The sequence below is a fragment of the Aliivibrio sifiae genome (assembly GCF_002954715.1).
GTDB classification, from domain to species: Bacteria; Pseudomonadota; Gammaproteobacteria; order Enterobacterales; family Vibrionaceae; genus Aliivibrio; species Aliivibrio sifiae.
In genome coordinates, this window is the sequence record NZ_MSCP01000002.1 from 720,300 (window position 1) to 738,004 (window position 17,705).

Consider the following 17,705-nt stretch of genomic DNA (forward strand, 5'->3'; position numbering starts at 1 on the left):
CATTATTAGTTGGTTTTCATGCCGTGGGCGATAGTCCAAGCTATTCTTGCCGCTAATCGTGCAGTTTGGTTATCAATATCAAAGTTAGGGTTAAATTCAGCCATATCAGCTAAGAGTAACTTAGGGGTGCCTTGGTTACTCTTAGCCGCTAAAATAGTACAAATAAGAGGTTCGATGAGTTCGAGAGATACGCCACGAACGGCTGGTGCGCTCACACCTGGAGCGACTGACGCAGGAAAAACATCAATATCAATGGTGAGGTAAAGGTAGTCGTTTTGATCAATAAAGTTGGATAAACCACGTTGTATTAATGGAAAATTAGCGTGAGTCATTTCTGTATCATCAAAATAGAGTACACCAAGGGTATCAGCTTTTTTATAAAGAGCTTGGGTATTACTGCTACGATTTAAGCCTAAACAGGCATAATTAAAAGGCCAATGATGACTACGACAATATTCAGCTATCTGATGAAATGGAGTACCAGAACTGCCACTGTATTGATGTGATGACTTTATTGAGTTGTCGTTTATTTCTGGTGGGTTTCTTAGATCAAAATGAGCATCAAAGTTAATGATCCCAACGCGTGGCGGTGTCTTTTTTGGGTTTGATTCAGTGACACTTTTTACATGACGCGCAAGACCTTGGAATGAGCCCCATGCCACTTCATGACCACCACCAAAAACAATGACTTTCTGTTGATTAGAGAGGGCGTGTTCAACCGACTCACCAAGCTGTTGTTGCGCTAACTCGAGATTGTCGTCATCACAATATACGTCACCGCCATCAAAAATAGAACCTTGATGATGCCAAGCGAGATTAGCCAATGCACGGCGGATCGCTTGCGGCGCAAAATAAGCACCAACACGACCTTTGTTACGAGAAACGCCTTCGTCACATGCAAAGCCAAGCAGAGTGATCCCATTGTTAGATGAGTTAGTTAAAGGGGTTATTTTTTGGTGCCAACGTAAACCGAATTCTCCATCTTCAATATCAACTCTTCCTTGCCATGCGGACATATCAATTGTTGGATTAGTTTTCATGAAAGAGGACTCCATCAACAACACGAGCAATAAGGTCGGGTACACCTAAGCGATATGACAGTTCTGCGGGAGAGTTTAGTTGCCATAATGCAAAATCTGCTTCCATACCAACGTCAATTTTTCCGCGGGAGTGTTGTAATCCAAGAGCGCTAGCTGCATTGCAAGTAACACCTCGTAAGGATTCTTCAGGGGTTAACTTGAACAATGTGCAGGCCATATTCATTATTACTCTTAACGATGCAATAGGAGACGTACCAGGGTTAAAATCAGTAGATATTGCCATGGGTACAGAATGTTTGCGTAGTAAAGTAATAGGAGGAAGCTGAGTTTCTCGTAAAAAGTAAAAGGCACCGGGAAGAAGTGTCGCGACGGTATTGTGTTGGGCTAAAGATTTAACGCCATCTTCATCAAGATATTCAATGTGGTCGACAGAATTAGCCCCCATAGATGCAGCTAATGCACTTCCACCTAGATTAGATAATTGTTCAGTATGACCTTTTATGCCTAATCCATGTTTTAACGCGGCATGAAAAACACGTTGGCATTGCTCGATTGAAAAACCAATACCTTCACAAAATACATCGATATGATCAGCCAGTTTTTTCTCTGCTACTGTTGGGATCATTGTGTCACAAATTAACGTAATGTAATCATCTGAGCGATTGTGATATTCAGGAGGTAGGGCATGTGCAGCAAGAAGAGTGGTTGATACTTTCATATCTGGCAGTGTAGCAATACGTTTAGCGACGTTAAGCATTTTAATTTCATCATCAAGAGTTAAACCATAACCTGATTTAATTTCAACGGTCGTGACGCCGTCACGTTTTAGCCCTTCTAAGCGTTGAACGGCCAAGTGGTATAGCTCATCTTCAGTTGCCTCACGAGTAGCGTACACTGTTGATAAAATGCCACCACCTTGTTTTGCTATTTCTTCATATGGAACACCTTTTAAACGTAATTCAAATTCATTAGCTCGGTTTCCAGCAAAAATAAGATGTGTATGACAATCAATCAATCCCGGAGTAACTAAAGCATGACCACAATCAATCACGTCTGGATGGCCATGGAATACGTCTGAACAAGCTGGCCCTACGTATTCAATGATCCCATTGGTTACACCAATCATTGCATTGTTTATCACTTGGTAGCCATCACTAGGATTAGAAAGAGAGGTTTGCATTGTGACGAGATTGAGGTTGATAAATAATCTGTCCATACATTCTCCTTGTTATGACTGAGTAATTTCAATTTAATATGTATATACAAATTAATAGTCGTTTTTAAGAAGAAAGACAAGATAGGATGTAATGGAATTGTGATCAAAAGAGCGATTTATAACCACTAAATAGTAAAAATTGAGAGAATGATAAAAACAGAAAAGTGAGATAAGAGAAAAATAAAGAGGACGTAATATGGGTATTAGTTCCGTTATCGTCTGCTCTCTGGATAACGGAACTTTTAGTTATATAAAAGTAATTATAGAAAATTTAATCATAGATAAATACGGTAATTACACTTTGGTGCGAGAGGTGAGTTTATACTTATCTCCAGGGTGATATAACAACGCAATACTAATAAGGTTATCTTTACTCCATGTTCTACGATTAAGTAATAAACAAGGGGTCGTGTCATTCATGCCTAATAGTTCGATAATATGGGAGGGTGGAATGATAGCTTCAACCGTGTGTTCTATATCACTAAGAGGACAGGCTTGTACAAGGTATTCATTAGGTGTTTGCTTCGTAAAGTCCTGCTCTATATAGCTTGGTGCAAAAATTGGATTAACCCAACGTTCTTCTACTTGGATGGGGCTATCATTTTCATAATGAACTATTTGAGTAAAGTAGATATTGCTGTCGCTGTGAACACCTATATGAAGGGCAATATCATCACGTGCTAATATCGTTTCTATTTTTATGATTTTACAACGGTAATGATGCCCACGCTGGCGAACTTCTGTTGCAATATTACGGATCTCCATCAATGGAGACTCTGCTTTTTTGTGACAAACAAACGTTCCAAGTCGTGGTGTTCGTTTTAATAACCCTTCAGAAACAAGCTCCTTAATTGCCTTATTCGCTGTCATGCGACTCACCGAAAATTCATTCGCTAATTCAACCTCGGCCGGAATTTTAAAACCAACAGGCCAAGTTCGTGTTTGAATCTTGTCATTAAGGTACATTTTTATTTGTAAATAGCGTGGGGATTGAGTCATTATGATTCACTTTTTAATTTGACTATACAAATAAAGCAAGTTTTAGAGTAGGTTGCAAGAGAATTAACGAGTTCGCTTTCATTTATAAGGTATCAAAGGGGGCATTATGTATATCAAGATAAATAAAGAGATGAAAAATGGCATTGCTAAGAGTACACTTTTCAAAAATTGAGTAATGAAAAAAATTAGAGCACAGAGTAATCATGCATTTATTAGATAGATTAAGTATTCGCCTTTTTCATGATGATAGACAGAAACAGTTTTCAGGTGATCATGCGAGAAGTTTAGGGTGGAGTTCAACTGAATCTCAATTTTTACGTTTTAAAACAATAGTCAACGCACTGAACTTTGATAATAAATGCGTATTGGATTTGGGCTGTGGTTATGGTGATTTTAAAACCTTTCTTGATATGAGCTGTTGTGTAAAGTCGTATGTTGGCGTAGATCAACAAGGTAGCTTTATTAAACAAGCAAAAAATCACTTTAAACACCAAACTAATTGTGAGTTCATTAAAGGCGATTTTTCATCAACCACATTGCCAAATGTTGATATTGTGGTAGCAAGTGGCTCGCTTAATTATCGGACAAGAAATAAGACGTATCATACAAAAGTAATTAGAACTATGTATGAGAAGGCAGAAGAGGCAGTAATTTTTAACTTATTGAATAGTGATCATTTTGAATCTTCAAGCTTGTTGGAAGCGCATAATCCAGAACAAGTACTTAATTATTGTTTAAGCTTATGCCCAAATAGTGAATTAATTACAGATTATACCGATGAAGACTTTACGATAGTGATGCGTAAATAAAGTTATTACCCTTTAGATCCAAAAAATGGCTAACCATAAAGATTAGCCATTGTAGAGTGTCATTCGTTTTAGCTTATTGAGTATTAATTATTTAAAGTCTAATAACTCAACGTCAAAAATTAGCACTGATCCCGGTTTAATAGAACCAGCAGCACGGTTACCGTAAGCTAAATTACTTGGAATAAAGAAACGCATCTTTTGACCAACAACCATCAATTGAACGCCTTCTGTCCAACCTTTGATCACTTGACCTAAACCAAACTCAATCGGTTCACCACGCTCAACTGAGCTATCAAATACATTACCGTCAATTGTTGTACCGTGGTAATGCACTTTTACTTTGCTCTTTGTTGTTGGGTGCTCAGTACCTGTACCTTCTTGAAGTACTAGGTATTGAAGACCTGATGCCGTTGTTTGAACACCTTCTTTTGTTGCATTTTCAGCTAAAAATGCATTTCCAAGTTCAATGTTCTCTTTTGCTGCTTTTGGGTTATTTACAAAGTGCTGAAACAGCATATAACCAAGAATAATAACAGCAATAGTGATGATGATTTTAGACACAATATTTCCTTATATAAGATATCAACCTAGATAAACTGTAATAGCTTAGCTGTATTGATATTAGTTAATTACTTTTCTAATAAGTAACGGATAGTTTCAGCGATTTTCTTCGGATCGTCATGACCGCCAATTAACACGTTGTATTTACCGTTAACGACAAAAGTAGGAACAGAACTGATACCTGATTGCTCAGAAAGCATTTTTGCATTATCTACTTTTTTGATCAGAATATCACGTTGCTCTTCATTAAATTCGTAAGGGCTTGTTAGGCCACGAGAGGTAAACGCCTTAGAGTATGCTTCTTGTTGTTGAGTCAGGGTTGTACCTTCACCCATTTGCGTTGCTGCAAATAAGTCTTCCATAAATGCGTGATCAGGTGTGCCTTCTACTTGCATTTCTGCAGCGTAGTAGAACATCGCTGCAACATGCGCTGATTGGTTAAATGTGATGTGCATTTTACCGATATCAGTACCTGCTTCTTGGCTAATCACTGGTAAGAAGTTTTCCATGTTACGACAGTGGCCACAAGATAGGGCAAAAACTTCAGTTACTGGTGCGATTGAATCTGAAGGCAATGTGGTAGAAAGTACTTCATATTGAACGCCTTCTTTTGGTTCATTGGTATCACCACACGCTGTTAGAAAAAGGGCAGAAGAAAGGACAAGCAATAATGGTTTGATAATAGATTTCATGTAAATTTCCATTGATTATGATATCGAATGAAAATAGCATGATTTGTAGAAAGTGGGAATGAAATAGGACAACAAATGTTGTCCTATTTTAGTAAAATTGTGTAAAGAATTTATATAATTATACTTTACGCACCTGAATGATCATTCCCATTAAAGGATGATCAATGTAATGAGTTTCACCACTGCGCATTTTACGCTTTTCTTCCATGCGGTAAGATTTTAAAAATTCTTTAACTTCAGTTTCTGGTGTTACGTCTTCTAAATGACCTAATTGAACATCTGCGTTTGGATCTTGAATTTGCGTAATACCCGTTGTCACTGTTTTACTTTCAGTTATCGTATTGTCAGAAGTTGTTGATGTTGTATCAGTTACCACTTCTTCATTTTCTTCTTTTGGTGTATTGACGATAAACTCATGTTGACCCGGTACTTTTAGATCAAGAATCGTATTTACATATAAATAGTGTTGTACATAAACTTGCATCGTGCCACCAAGCTCTAAAAGAGGTCCTGATTTCACTGCAGTTACGCTTTCTGGTTCAAGTGATTCACTTCCTTCTGCTAATGCTGGCATAGGCTCTGGTGCATCAAGAGGAGTGAGTGATAAGTCTGCTTTTGCATCTTCAATAGTTCGGCCATCTGCAACAAAGCGATCAGAAAAGTCCTGTCCAGCTTGAATGTGGAAGATAGGAGAGCGTGAAGAACCTGAATCGCCTTGACGCCAAGCTACATGCACCAACGGTTTAAAACCTGCGTGATTTTGTAGTTTAGTGTAAGTTTTATTTAATTTGTAATAACCAGAAGGCAGAAGAGATGCACCATTACGGCTCATCATTGTTTTATCACGGTATGAGAAAGCACGCTCTAGGTTAATAGGGGCAAGAATATCTGGCCATGATTCTTGGAAAGATGATGGCTCGACATTGCGTTTAAAAATGATGACCTCAATGTCAAATTGACGAGCAAATGAAGGCCAACTTGCTAGTAAAATCAACGCGTAAATAATTTTTTTCATTCAAACTCCGGTAAAATGCTTCTCATAAAGCCTCGGCTATCCGTAGGTGAGGCTTAATATTTTATATTATTATCAATCTAATAGTTAGATTCTATTTTCGTAAAACAGATTGAGCAAGTCTATTACGTATTTAATTCGCACTTGTCTCTCTGTTAAGTCTTTTATAAATTTAACCTTAGTTGGTCCATCTAAGGCAAAACCTGTCGGATCTTTTTGCAATAATGACACAAGGAACATAGGGTTTATGTCAGCAGTAGGTTCAAATTCAATATAACCACCGTTACCATGAGCCTCTAGTTTCTTCACTTTTAATGAAGCGGCCAACATTTTAACTTCAGAACTGACTAATAATGTTTGAGTTGCTTCTGGTAATGAACCAAAGCGATCAATGATCTCTACTTTTAACTCATCAAGCTCACCATTACTTGCCACACTTGCAATTCGTTTATATAAAGACAGACGTGTATTTACATCTGGAATGTAGTCTTCTGGAATTAGTGCCGGTAAACGCAGTTCTACTTCTGTTTGTTCACGTAATAAGTCATCGAGTGAAGGCTCTCTGCCTTCTTTTAATGCTTCTACTGCTTGCTCTAGCATTTCCATATAAAGCGTAAAGCCAACAGATTGAATTTGACCACTTTGACCATCACCCAGTAATTCACCCGCACCACGGATTTCTAAATCGTGCGTTGCTAAGGTAAAGCCTGCGCCTAAGTCTTCCAGTGACGCGATAGCATCTAAACGCTTAATGGCATCTTTACTCAATGCTTTAGGGTGAGGAGTTAACAGATACGCATACGCTTGGTGATGTGAACGACCGACACGACCACGTAATTGGTGCAGTTGTGCTAAACCGAGTTTATCGGCGCGATCCATAATAATGGTATTTGCCGTTGGTACATCAATACCTGTTTCAATAATGGTTGTACAAACAAGAACATTGAAACGTTGATGATAAAAGTCACTCATAATACGTTCTAATTCACGCTCGCGCATTTGTCCATGAGCTAAGGTAACTCGAGCTTCAGGGATTAGCTTTTCAATCTCTTCTGCGGCGTTCTGAATTGTTTCTACATTATTATGTAGGACATACACTTGACCACCACGTTTGATTTCACGAAGAATCGCTTCTTTGATGACATCATCTGCTTTTTCACGAACAAATGTCTTAATCGCTAATCGACGAGCAGGTGGTGTGGCGATGATTGATAAATCGCGCATTCCACTCATTGCCATATTCAAGGTTCTTGGAATAGGCGTTGCAGTTAGAGTTAGGATATCTACGTCTGAGCGCATTGCTTTTACTTTTTCTTTTTGACGTACACCAAAGCGATGTTCTTCATCAACAATCAGTAAGCCAAGATCATCAAACTTAATGCTGTCTTGCAGTAGTTTATGAGTACCGATTAAGATATCCACTTTGCCTTCAGCGGTGGCAGCTAAAATTTCTTTCTGTTCTTTGGCTGATTTAAAGCGTGATAATACTTCCACTCGTATTGGGAAGTTAGCAAAACGGTCACGGAAATTCTCAAAATGCTGTTGAGCAAGTAGGGTTGTTGGGACCAATACTGCCACTTGTTTTTCATTGTGCGTTGCTAAGAATGCTGCACGCATGGCAACTTCTGTTTTACCAAAACCAACATCGCCACAAACGAGGCGATCCATGGCTTTTGCTTGGCACATGTCGGATAAAACGTCGTTAATGGCGATTTCTTGATCGTGTGTTTCTTCAAATGGGAAACTTGATCTAAAATCAGCATAAGCATCGCGATCTTGCTTAAAAGCAAAGCCCGGTTTAATAGCTCGTTTTGCGTATACATCCAATAGTTCCGCGGCCACGTCGCGCACTTTTTCTGCGGCTTTACGACGAGCTTTACTCCATGTTTCACTGCCTAACTTACTGATTGGTGCGGTTTCATCAGCACCTGCTGAGTATCGGCTGATTAGGTTTAAAGAAGAAACAGGAACATACAGTTTGGTTTCGTTCAAGTACTCTAACATCATGTATTCTGCTGGCATATCACCAACATCTAACGTTTCAAGTCCCATATAACGACCAATACCGTGATCTATATGAACGACTGGCTGCCCAATTTTTAGTTCAGCGAGATTGCGTATCAGAGTATTACTGTTGATTGATTTATTGTCACCACGGCGACGGCGTTGAATTACTCGCTCACCTAATAAATCACTTTCACAAATAAAGGCAACGCAAGGATCTTGCAGAATAAAGCCGTGTTCAGCTGAACCAATGACTAAGGTTGCTTTATTTTTATGCGCAACCGCGTCTTTCATGGAATTACAAATTGCAGGTTTTAACTTAATGCGAGCAAGCAATTCAAGTAATGCTTCACGACGACCTTCTGATTCCACTGAGAAAATAACCTGACCGCTGAATTTCTCATAGAATTGACGAAACTGTGCAAACGGTTCTTTATTTTGGTGTTGAATTGCAATTTCTGGCAGTTCTAATAGATCTGGATTAAAACGCCCAGCTTTTTCAATCTCAGGCTCTTTGGCTAATTTTACACGAGGATATTGCTTGAAGAGACCAAACATATCGGTTGTTTGAAGCCACAATTCGTTTACTGGTAGAAGAGGGCGCAATGGGTCAACGCGTCGTTGGTCGTAACGGTATTCAGCATCGGCTAAGAAATCATTTGCTGCTTTCTCAATATCACCAATGGTAACTAATAACGTATTATCTGGTAGGTAATCAAATAGGGTTTCTGTCTCATCAAAAAACAGTGGTTGCCAATATTCAATACCGGCAGGCCAAGCGCCTTTACTGATTTGCTGATAAACAGATTCTGGCTCACGACGAGCATCAAAACGTTGACGCCAACGGATACGGAAATCTTCAATCGCAACGTCATCGGTTGGAAATTCATGAGCGGGCAGTAAGTTGATTGATGTTACTTCTTCAATTGTACGTTGATTTTCAGGATCAAACTGACGAATGGTGTCTATTTCATCATCAAAGAAATCAATTCGATAAGGGTGAGCATTACCCATTGGAAATAAATCTAGAATTGAGCCTCGGCTTGCATATTCACCGTGACTCATTACTTGGTCAACGTGTAAGTAGCCTGATTTTTCTAGTTGTAATTTCAGTTTATCAAACGAAAGACGATCACCAATCTTTACCACTAAAGCATGTTTATGCAGAAATGATTGCGGTGATTGACGTTGCAATAAGGTGCTCACAGGAACGATTAGTGTGCCATCTTTTTGCTGAGGCAAATGATATAGACGTGATAAACGGTCAGAAATGATATCCTGATGCGGTGAGAAACTGTCATAAGGAAGGGTTTCCCAATCAGGAAAAACGTCTACCGAGCGTTGGCTAAATTGACTGATTTCATTTTGTAAACGAAACGCCAATTGTGGCTCAGTTACGGCAACCACGACAGGTCCAGTGTGTTGTTGTTCAATCTCCGCAATCGCAAGTGCTAAAGATGAACCCGTTAAGTTACCAACAGAGCGAATATCATTGGCTTTAGTTGGTAATGTTAATGACAGTAAGTTTTTTATAGGCATCAGGACATTCAATTATTAGGTTAAGTTTCGTTCTTGGGCACGAAGTTTAAGCACTTTTTGTTGCTGGAACAGCGCGGCTTTGATCAGTAAATCTTGGTCAATATCACGAAGGAGATCGTAAGTCATCTCTATTGAATAACCAGATTCAGTTTGCGTACATTGCGTTACTTGAGCATAGCAATAAATTGCAGAAGGCGGATGTTCAAGAAACAATTTTACTTTGGCTTTTTGAGTAACGGTTAATGCTGTTTTACTTTCATAAGTAAACTTACTCGCTCCGAAAGAGGTTGTTTTATGGCGGTAAGCTTCATCATCTTGTTGAATTAACAGATAAGAGAGTAATAAATTGAGTTTTTGATTCTGATTATTTAGGTAATTAGCTAAGCGTTTACCGTCATCTAGTTTTAGAAAAGAAAGTTCGTTCTCAGAAACATCATCTAAAGAGCTGCATTCTTGTGCAACTCTGAATGGGGCTGGGATCTCACGCTCAAACGTTTCTATCGCCGGTAACGCCGCGTCTAAAGCAAGAGGTTCAACATTGATGGTTAAATCGTAATGAACCGAAAAGTATTCATCATGTGACATAAGTGTCCCTTTATTTATTATTATTGTTTAATTATGGCGAAGTCACTGAGCATCAGCAAGTCTTTAATATGTAACTTTGAGTAAGAGTCGAGTAAAAAAAGGAATAAATACCAGTATTTTACGTGATAGAATGAAATCATTGTTATAGCTTTTATAAGCGTTTGAGAGAATTTATGTTTCATCCAGTATCAGTGTTTATAGGATTGCGATATTTAAGAGGACGTTCAGGCGATAGATTCAGCCGTTTCATCTCTTATATGTCGACTGCAGGTATTACCATCGGAGTATTGTCTTTAGTGACGGTGTTATCTGTGATGAATGGTTTTGAAGCACAACTAAAAGATCGTATTTTAGGAGTATTACCACAAGCGGTGATTTCAACGACGAATGGTCAAATTACTCCTTCAGAAGATGAACGAAATTACGTCGCAAGTTTACCTCATGTTACTCAAGTTACGCCGGTTGTTCGTGGTGAAGCTATTATACAAAGCGCCAAAGGTTTGAGTGCAGGAATGTTGGTTGGGATTGACCCCAATGAATATGATCCTATTGCTTATGAATTAATTTCGGGCAATGTGCGTCAGCTTAAAGCGGGTGAATATGGTATTTTCTTAGGTTCAAAATTAGCGCGTGAATTAAGTGTTCGTTATGGTGATACCGTGCGTATTATGGTGACTAATGCCAGTCAATACACGCCATTAGGACGTATTCCAAGTCAACGTAATTTTAAAATCGTCGGTGTATTTAATACGGGATCTGATGTTGATGGCCAGTTAATGATTGCGAACATTCAAGATACGGCTCGTTTGATGAAATTGGAAAAAGGAAATATCACGGGATGGCGCTTATTTTTCGACGACCCGTTCCAAGTTACAGAATTAGCAAAACTGCCTTTAGATCATAATATGGCATGGAGTGATTGGCGTGATCAGCGCGGTGAGTTATTTCAAGCTGTGAAAATGGAAAAAAACATGATGGGCTTAATGCTTGGTCTTATTGTAGCTATCGCGGCGTTCAATATCATATCTGCTCTTATTATGGTAGTGATGGAAAAACAAGCAGAAGTCGCGATATTAAAAACACAAGGCATGACGAGTAATCAAGTACTTTCTATTTTTATGGTTCAAGGCGCAAGCAGTGGTGTTATAGGGGCGATTGTTGGTGGAACGTTAGGTGCTCTATTTGCCAGTAATATCAATGTTATCCTTTCCACGCTAGGTTTGTCGTTGTTTACTGTAGGAGGTTCTTTACCTGCTCACGTTGAACCATTGCAAGTGTGTGTAGTCATTATTCTAGCAATTTTATTAAGTTTATTAGCGACCGTATTCCCATCTTATCGAGCGGCAGTCGTACAACCAGCAGAGGCATTAAGATATGAGTAATCCATTATTAGTTTGTCAGGGTATTCGTAAGGTTTACCAAGAAGGCACAATGGAAACTGAAGTGCTTAAAGGGGTTGATTTTCAAATTAATGAAAGTGAGTTGGTTGCAATTGTTGGATCATCTGGGTCTGGTAAAAGTACCTTATTACACATTCTTGGTGCGCTTGATGAGCCAACAGCTGGCACCGTACATTTTCAACAGAATGAATTAACAAAGTTAAGTGCTAATAAACAAGCAAAGATCCGTAATCAACACATTGGCTTTGTGTACCAATTTCATCACCTTTTGTCTGATTTCAGCGCATTAGAAAATGTAGCCATGCCACTGTTAATTGGTGGTATTAATAAAAAAGAAGCGACAAAACGTGCGACCGAATTACTAGCGAAAGTAGGGCTAGCCCATCGCATTGAGCACCGTCCATCAGAATTATCAGGTGGTGAACGTCAGCGCGTGGCGATTGCGCGAGCGTTAGTGAATAAACCTGCATTAGTTTTAGCTGATGAGCCGACGGGAAACTTGGATTATAAAACAGCATTAGACATCTATAATTTAATGCGTGAATTGAATCAAGAGTCCGGTACGGCTTTCTTAGTTGTTACGCATGATAATGAATTAGCAGCAAAACTAGATAAGCAATTAAGCATGCAAGATGGTCGCTTTATTACTGAAACTGTTCGTTCAAATAGCAATCAAGAGCAGGAGGCGTAATGTTTTCACCGCTTTCTCTTTTTATTGGTGGGCGTTTTGCACGAGCAAAGCAGCGTAATAAAATGGTGTCGTTTATTTCGATCTCATCAACATTGGGTATTGCTATCGGTGTTGCCGTTATCATTATCGGTCTTTCAGCAATGAATGGCTTTGAGCGCGAACTGCAAAATCGTGTGTTATCTGTTATTCCCCATGCTGAACTTGAAGGGGTTAAAAGACCAATTGATGATTGGCAAACTATGATGAGCCAAGCGAAAGAGCATCTAAAAGTGACAGGTGCAGCACCTTATGTTCGCTTTACTGCTTTATTAGAAAGAGGCAGTAAGCTAAAAGCGGTTGAAATTAGAGGTGTTAAACCTTTATTAGAAGCTTCAGTGTCTAAGTTGCCTCAATTTATTGATAAAGATGCTTGGGATAAATTTGAAGCGAATAAACAAAGCGTCATTTTAGGTAAAGGCGTTGCTGATACCTTAAATGTTAAGGTTGGTGATTGGATCACTGCGTTGATCCCTGATGAAAATAGCGATAAACAACTCCGTTCACCAAAACGACAACGTCTGCAAGTGGTGGGCTTACTTTCATTAGGCGGACAAGTTGACCATGGTTTAGCGATTATTCCTTTAAAAGATGCACAGCAATACATAAACTTAGGTGACAGTGTCACTGGTGTGTCATTGCAAGTGAGTAGCGTTCTTAATGCTCAAGATATTGTTAGAGAGGTCGGTGGGACACTAACGGAATACGTTTATTTACGTAGTTGGATTCAAAAGTATGGTTATCTATACCGAGATATTCAATTAGTACGTTCAATTATGTATCTTGTAATGGTTTTAGTAATTGGTGTAGCTTGTTTTAATATTGTGTCTACATTAATGATGGCAGTAAAAGATCGCTCTGGAGACATTGCTATATTAAGAACCATGGGCGCGAATGATGGGTTAATTAAACGCATTTTTGTATGCCAAGGTATCTTCTCTGGCGTGACAGGAAGCTTAGCCGGTTCAGCTTTAGGATCATTTGTAGCATTAAATTTAACCCCAATGATTAAGGGATTAGAATCACTAATAGGGCACCAGTTTTTATCTGGTGATATCTATTTCGTTGATTTTTTACCCTCAGAATTGGTGTGGAGTGATGTGGCTATCGTAACAGGAACGGCAATTGTGTTGAGTGCTATCGCAACGTGGTATCCAGCGAGAAGAGCAAGTCGATTACATCCAGCGGCAGTATTGAGTTCTAAGTAATAAAAATCAGATAGGATTGTCTGGATAAAAAGGCTTCTAAGTTTATTAGAGGCCTTTTTTATATTTGTTAGGTTTTACCTATCAATATAATAACTAAAACTGATTAGTAAAATTGCGCTATTGTTTCTATTATAGATAAATACTTTGATGTCTACCGGATAGAAAAATAATGACAATATCGGACAACAATACCATTGTAATTTTTGGGGCTTCTGGTGATTTAACGTACCGAAAGCTTATTCCCGCTCTATATCATTTATACGCTAGCAATCAACTTTCTGATTCTTTCTCTATTTTAGGCGTTAGCCGAACTCAATATGATGACGAGTCATATCGAGAAAAAATGAAGCATTCTCTGCAAGAGATGGAGGAAACGGATCCTGAAATATTAGCTAAGTTTTGTGAGCATCTGCATTATCAGGCGTTAAATACTTCAGAAGTTCAAGACTATGCTCTGTTAGTCGAAAAGTTAGATTTCTTAGCTGAAAAATACCAACTTGAACAACAAAATACACTTTTCTATCTAGCGACACCTCCAAGCCTTTATGGTGTTATTCCATCGTGCTTAGCTGCTCATGGTTTAAATGAAGAATCAAACGGTTGGAAACGCCTAATCATAGAAAAACCATTTGGTTATGATCTCGCATCAGCACTAAGTTTAGGTAAAGAAATTCATCAGCATTTTGAAGAACATCAAATCTATCGCATAGACCATTATCTTGGCAAAGAAACGGTTCAAAACTTATTGGTATTACGATTTTCTAATGTCATGTTTGAACCATTGTGGAATCGTAATTTTATTGAATATGTAGAAATCACTGGTTCAGAGTTTTTAGGTGTAGAAGAGCGTGGCGGTTATTACGATGGTTCAGGTGCTATGCGTGATATGTTCCAAAACCATTTATTGCAAGTACTTGCGATGGTTGGAATGGAATCGCCTTCAGCGATAAATGCAGATGCAATGCGTGATGAAATAGCAAAAGTGCTGCAAAGTTTACAACCTATTTCAGATGATGATTTAAGAAACAATCTCGTATTAGGTCAATATACTGAGTCTGAAGTAAGAGGTAAATTTTTACCAAGTTACCGTGATGAACATGGCGTTGCTGATGATTCTCGAACGGAAACGTACGTTGGTTTGAAAATGTTCATTAATAACTGGCGTTGGAATGGGGTTCCTTTTTATGTTCGTACAGGTAAGCGTCTTCCTACTCGTGTAACTGAGGTTGTTGTTCACTTTAAGAAAACACCGCACCCAGCGTTTGCTGCAAATGCACCAGAAAATAAATTAGTGATCCGTATTCAACCTGATGAAGGGATCCAAATGCGTTTTGGCTTAAAAGAGCCTGGTTCTGGTTTTAAAGTGAAAGACGTATCAATGGATTTTCATTATCAGTCGTTAACTGAAACAACCATGTTAACCGCATATGAGAGATTACTCTTAGATGCATTAAACGGTGACGCAACACTCTTTGCTCGCAGTGATGCAGTGAATGCATGTTGGAAGTTTGTGCAACCAATACTAGATTTTAAACAAGATCCTCAATCACTATTTGGCTACGCCTGTGGAACGTGGGGACCCAAAGAAGCCGATCAATTGTTAGAACGAGACAATCGAGCATGGCGTTTTCCTTGTAAAAACCTAACTGATACGGATTATTGTGAACTATGATAAATCATCAAATATTTCAAACACCAGAACAAGTTGTGATTAGCCTTGCTGATGAATTAAAAGCGTTAAGTAAACAAGGTAAACCAGTACATGTATCACTCTCTGGTGGCAGTACGCCTAAGATGTTGTTTTCATTATTAGCATCAGAGCCTTACGCGAAGAGCATTCAATGGGAGAATCTCCATTTTTGGTGGGGAGATGAACGTTGTGTTGCGCCGGATGATGCAGAAAGTAATTATGGGGAAGCAAATGAGTTGTTGTTTTCACATATTACAATTCCAGAAGACAACATTCATCGAATTCAAGGTGAAAATGATCCAGAAAAAGAAGCGATTCGTTTTGCACAAGAAATGTGCGATACCATTCCACAACAAAATGGTATTCCAGTATTTGATTGGATTTTATTAGGTGTTGGAGCTGATGGTCATACGGCCTCTTTATTTCCAAACGTTACCGATTATAGTGATTCAAACCTTAGTCTTGTCGCTATTCATCCAGAGTCAGGTCAGCGTCGAGTTTCAAAAACAGCCAAAGCATTGCAAGCCGCAAAACGTATTAGCTATTTAGTTTTAGGCAAAGGCAAGGCAGACATCGTACACGAGATTAATACAATACCAGCAGAGCAGTTGCCATATCCGGCAGCAAAGATCCAATCAACAATGGGTCAAACTGAGTGGTTTTTAGATTTAGATGCAGCAGCGCACATCATTAATAAATAGAGCGCTCGCACAATACAAATTTTGGAGAAATATATGAAAGGTGATATCGGTGTAATCGGCTTAGCAGTAATGGGCCAAAACCTTATTTTAAATATGAATGACCATGGTTTTAACGTCGTCGCTCATAATCGAACCGCTGCAAAAGTAGATGAATTTTTAGAAGGTCCAGCAAAAGGAACCAACATTGTAGGGGCTTATTCTTTAGAAGAGTTAGTCGAGAAGCTAGAAACTCCTCGTAAAATTATGTTGATGGTTCGTGCTGGTGATGTTGTTGATACGTTCATTGATAAACTTGTACCATTACTAGATAAAGGCGACATTATTATTGATGGTGGTAACACGAATTTCCCAGACACAAATCGTCGAGTTGCAGCATTAAAAGAAAAAGGGATTTACTTTATTGGTACGGGTGTTTCTGGTGGTGAAGAAGGTGCGCGTTTTGGTCCTTCAATCATGCCAGGCGGTTCATCAGAAGCGTGGCCATTTGTAAAACCAATCTTCCAAGCTATTTCTGCAAAAACAGAGAATAATGAACCTTGTTGTGATTGGGTTGGTAACGACGGTGCTGGTCATTTTGTGAAAATGGTGCATAACGGTATCGAATATGGTGACATGCAATTAATTACAGAAGCATATCAGTTCATGAAAGATGGCTTAGGCATGACGCATGATGAGATGCAATCTGTCTTTATGGATTGGAATGAAACGGAACTAAATAGCTACTTGGTTGAGATCACTGCAGATATTCTTGGTTATAAAGATACTGATGGTGAACCATTAGTTGAGAAAATTCTGGATACAGCAGGACAAAAAGGCACAGGTAAATGGACGGGTATCAACGCGCTTGATATGGGCATACCATTAACTTTAATTACAGAGTCTGTATTCTCTCGTTGTTTATCAGCACTTAAAGATCAACGAGTAGAAGCAGAACAGTTATTTAGTAAAACAATCGTCCCTGTTGAAGGCGATAAGAAAGCGTGGATTGACGCATTACGCCAAGCGTTACTGGCTTCAAAAATCATTTCGTACGCACAAGGCTTTATGTTGATGCGAGAAGCGTCAAATGAAAATGGTTGGGATTTGAATTATGGTAACGTAGCGCTTATGTGGCGTGGTGGTTGTATCATTCGTTCTGCATTCCTAGGTAATATTCGTGATGCCTATGATATTGATCCTGAATTGTCATTTTTAGGTTCAGACAGCTATTTTAAAGGGATCTTAGAAGATTGCTTATCTGCATGGCGTAAAGTTGCCGCTAAGTCTATGGAAGTAGGAATCCCAATGCCTTGTATGACATCAGCGTTAACATTCTTAGATGGTTATACAACGGCTCGTTTACCTGCGAATCTTTTACAAGCTCAGCGTGATTATTTTGGTGCTCATACGTATGAACGTTTGGATAAACCAAGAGGAGAGTTTTTCCATACTAATTGGACAGGCAAAGGTGGCGATGTTTCATCTACCACTTACAATTCGTAAGTTAAATTTACCTAATTACTAATTTAAAAGCCCTTAACTT

At 38.9% G+C, this 17,705-nt stretch carries 15 protein-coding genes; 7 read left to right on the forward strand and 8 right to left on the reverse strand.

From position 1 onward, the window contains the following. Positions 1-5: 5 nt before the first annotated feature. From hutG to hutC, 3 genes are all read right to left on the reverse strand, one after another. A complete protein-coding gene (gene hutG, locus BTO23_RS14390; protein WP_061005401.1) occupies positions 6-1,040 on the reverse strand; it encodes a formimidoylglutamase in 1,035 nt (344 codons plus the stop codon). After that, a complete protein-coding gene (gene hutI, locus BTO23_RS14395; RefSeq protein WP_061005400.1) occupies positions 1,030-2,256 on the reverse strand; it encodes an imidazolonepropionase in 1,227 nt (408 codons plus the stop codon). Before hutI ends, hutG begins: the two co-directional genes overlap by 11 nt. Positions 2,257-2,550: 294 nt before the next feature. Beyond that, entirely contained in the window at positions 2,551-3,255 is a 705-nt protein-coding gene (gene hutC / locus BTO23_RS14400; RefSeq protein ID WP_105063853.1) for a histidine utilization transcriptional repressor HutC, read from the reverse strand. 203 nt (positions 3,256-3,458) lie between these two features. Here hutC and BTO23_RS14405 point away from each other — a divergent pair, with 203 nt between their 5' ends. Then, positions 3,459-4,064 carry a class I SAM-dependent methyltransferase gene (locus BTO23_RS14405; protein ID WP_060993825.1) on the forward strand — a complete coding sequence of 202 codons (606 nt, stop codon included), beginning with the start codon at positions 3,459-3,461 and terminating at the stop codon, positions 4,062-4,064. An 87-nt stretch (positions 4,065-4,151) separates the two neighbouring features. Here BTO23_RS14405 and bamJ read toward each other — a convergent pair whose 3' ends face one another. The 5 genes from bamJ to BTO23_RS14430 form a co-directional block, all read right to left on the reverse strand. Next, positions 4,152-4,625, reverse strand: a complete 474-nt coding sequence (gene bamJ, locus BTO23_RS14410; protein WP_060993824.1) for a BamJ family beta-barrel-assembly machinery protein — start codon at positions 4,623-4,625, stop codon at positions 4,152-4,154. Between the two features lie 68 nt (positions 4,626-4,693). Beyond that, positions 4,694-5,317, reverse strand: a complete 624-nt coding sequence (locus BTO23_RS14415) for a thiol:disulfide interchange protein DsbA/DsbL (RefSeq protein WP_060993823.1) — start codon at positions 5,315-5,317, stop codon at positions 4,694-4,696. Between the two features lie 118 nt (positions 5,318-5,435). After that, on the reverse strand, positions 5,436-6,332 hold the full coding sequence (locus BTO23_RS14420; RefSeq protein WP_105063855.1) for a peptidoglycan binding protein CsiV: 897 nt from the start codon (positions 6,330-6,332) through the stop codon (positions 5,436-5,438). A gap of 84 nt (positions 6,333-6,416) precedes the next feature. Next, positions 6,417-9,872, reverse strand: a complete 3,456-nt coding sequence (mfd, locus tag BTO23_RS14425) for a transcription-repair coupling factor (RefSeq protein ID WP_105063856.1) — start codon at positions 9,870-9,872, stop codon at positions 6,417-6,419. A gap of 15 nt (positions 9,873-9,887) precedes the next feature. Further along, entirely contained in the window at positions 9,888-10,457 is a 570-nt protein-coding gene (locus tag BTO23_RS14430) for a hypothetical protein (protein WP_061013778.1), read from the reverse strand. A 173-nt stretch (positions 10,458-10,630) separates the two neighbouring features. Between BTO23_RS14430 and lolC the strand changes: the two genes are divergently transcribed. The 6 genes from lolC to gnd all read left to right on the forward strand — a co-directional run bounded on the left by lolC (position 10,631) and on the right by gnd (position 17,665). Beyond that, positions 10,631-11,839, forward strand: a complete 1,209-nt coding sequence (gene lolC, locus BTO23_RS14435) for a lipoprotein-releasing ABC transporter permease subunit LolC (RefSeq protein ID WP_061013776.1) — start codon at positions 10,631-10,633, stop codon at positions 11,837-11,839. Then, the gene (gene lolD / locus BTO23_RS14440; protein WP_061005390.1) at positions 11,832-12,548 is read left to right on the forward strand and encodes a lipoprotein-releasing ABC transporter ATP-binding protein LolD; all 717 of its coding nucleotides are present in this window, start codon (positions 11,832-11,834) and stop codon (positions 12,546-12,548) included. Before lolC ends, lolD begins: the two co-directional genes overlap by 8 nt. Next, positions 12,548-13,792, forward strand: coding sequence for a lipoprotein-releasing ABC transporter permease subunit LolE (gene lolE, locus BTO23_RS14445; RefSeq protein WP_105063857.1), 1,245 nt, complete (start codon positions 12,548-12,550; stop codon positions 13,790-13,792). The genes lolD and lolE overlap by 1 nt, the downstream gene beginning before the upstream one ends. Before the next feature lie 169 nt (positions 13,793-13,961). Then, entirely contained in the window at positions 13,962-15,464 is a 1,503-nt protein-coding gene (gene zwf / locus BTO23_RS14450) for a glucose-6-phosphate dehydrogenase (RefSeq protein WP_061005387.1), read from the forward strand. Further along, the gene (gene pgl, locus BTO23_RS14455; RefSeq protein WP_105063858.1) at positions 15,461-16,183 is read left to right on the forward strand and encodes a 6-phosphogluconolactonase; all 723 of its coding nucleotides are present in this window, start codon (positions 15,461-15,463) and stop codon (positions 16,181-16,183) included. Before zwf ends, pgl begins: the two co-directional genes overlap by 4 nt. Positions 16,184-16,216: 33 nt before the next feature. Further along, positions 16,217-17,665, forward strand: coding sequence for a decarboxylating NADP(+)-dependent phosphogluconate dehydrogenase (gnd, locus tag BTO23_RS14460; RefSeq protein WP_105063859.1), 1,449 nt, complete (start codon positions 16,217-16,219; stop codon positions 17,663-17,665). The last annotated feature ends 40 nt before the right edge of the window (positions 17,666-17,705 follow it).

Coding starts and splice junctions, on each gene's coding strand:
- lolC (WP_061013776.1), top strand. CDS start 10,631: ATGTTTCATCCAGTATCAGTGTTTATAGGATTGCGATATTTAAGAGGA.
- hutC (WP_105063853.1), bottom strand. CDS start 3,255: ATGACTCAATCCCCACGCTATTTACAAATAAAAATGTACCTTAATGAC.
- BTO23_RS14430 (WP_061013778.1), bottom strand. CDS start 10,457: ATGTCACATGATGAATACTTTTCGGTTCATTACGATTTAACCATCAAT.
- BTO23_RS14405 (WP_060993825.1), top strand. CDS start 3,459: ATGCATTTATTAGATAGATTAAGTATTCGCCTTTTTCATGATGATAGA.
- zwf (WP_061005387.1), top strand. CDS start 13,962: ATGACAATATCGGACAACAATACCATTGTAATTTTTGGGGCTTCTGGT.
- mfd (WP_105063856.1), bottom strand. CDS start 9,872: ATGCCTATAAAAAACTTACTGTCATTAACATTACCAACTAAAGCCAAT.
- pgl (WP_105063858.1), top strand. CDS start 15,461: ATGATAAATCATCAAATATTTCAAACACCAGAACAAGTTGTGATTAGC.
- BTO23_RS14420 (WP_105063855.1), bottom strand. CDS start 6,332: ATGAAAAAAATTATTTACGCGTTGATTTTACTAGCAAGTTGGCCTTCA.
- gnd (WP_105063859.1), top strand. CDS start 16,217: ATGAAAGGTGATATCGGTGTAATCGGCTTAGCAGTAATGGGCCAAAAC.
- hutI (WP_061005400.1), bottom strand. CDS start 2,256: ATGGACAGATTATTTATCAACCTCAATCTCGTCACAATGCAAACCTCT.
- lolE (WP_105063857.1), top strand. CDS start 12,548: ATGTTTTCACCGCTTTCTCTTTTTATTGGTGGGCGTTTTGCACGAGCA.
- lolD (WP_061005390.1), top strand. CDS start 11,832: ATGAGTAATCCATTATTAGTTTGTCAGGGTATTCGTAAGGTTTACCAA.
- BTO23_RS14415 (WP_060993823.1), bottom strand. CDS start 5,317: ATGAAATCTATTATCAAACCATTATTGCTTGTCCTTTCTTCTGCCCTT.
- hutG (WP_061005401.1), bottom strand. CDS start 1,040: ATGAAAACTAATCCAACAATTGATATGTCCGCATGGCAAGGAAGAGTT.